Annotated in this window: 1 pseudogene; it reads left to right on the top strand. The window is 64.6% G+C overall.

What is annotated here, in order from left to right:
* Window positions 1-701, top strand: a pseudogene (locus QT222_RS00380) (aconitate hydratase); the annotation flags it as partial.
* Window positions 702-780 lie beyond the last annotated feature (79 nt).

Below are 780 nucleotides of genomic sequence, written 5' to 3'. Positions count from 1 at the left end.
CCCGTTGTCTCCTGACGCTCGGCGACACCGTCACGACCGACCACATCAGCCCCGCCGGACCGTTCGGTCCCGACCTCCCGGCCGGACAGTGGCTCATGGACCACGGCGTCGACCCCGTCGACTTCAACACCTACGGCTCCCGCCGCGGGAACCACGAGGTGATGATGCGCGGGACGTTCGCCAACGTCCGTATCGAGAACCAGATGCTCGACGACGTCGAGGGTGGTTACACCATCCACCACCCGACTGACGAAGAGACGACCGTCTTCGAAGCGAGCGAGCGCTACCGCGAAGAAGGAACGCCGCTCGTCGTCCTCTCGGGCGTCGAGTTCGGGACTGGGTCGAGTCGGGACTGGGCGGCAAAGGGTACCGACCTCCTCGGCGTCCGAGCGACCATCGCGGAGAGCTACGAGCGCATCTACCGCGACAACCTCGTCGGCATGGGCGTCCTGCCGCTCCAGTTCGCCGAGGGCGACTCGTGGGAATCGCTCGGACTCGACGGGTCCGAACACTTCGACATTCTCGGTCTCGACGACGGACTCGAAGTCAACGACGAACTCACTGTCGTCGCCGAGAAAGACGACGGCTCGACCGTCGAGTTCCCCGTCACCGCGCAGGTCGGCACGCCCGCCGCGGTGAAATACGTCGAAAACGGCGGTATCCTCCACTACGTCCTCCGTCGCCTGCTGACGCAGGACTGAGTCGTTTCCTTCCCCCGGTCGTCGGCCTTTTTTCGTAATCCGCGCTGGTCGAGTAACTACTTCTACGATGGCGTGGAAC

This window comes from Haloferax sp. s1, from assembly GCF_058382125.1.
The sequence above is the reverse complement of the archived record's forward strand: the minus strand, read 5'-3'. Positions and strand labels throughout refer to the sequence as shown.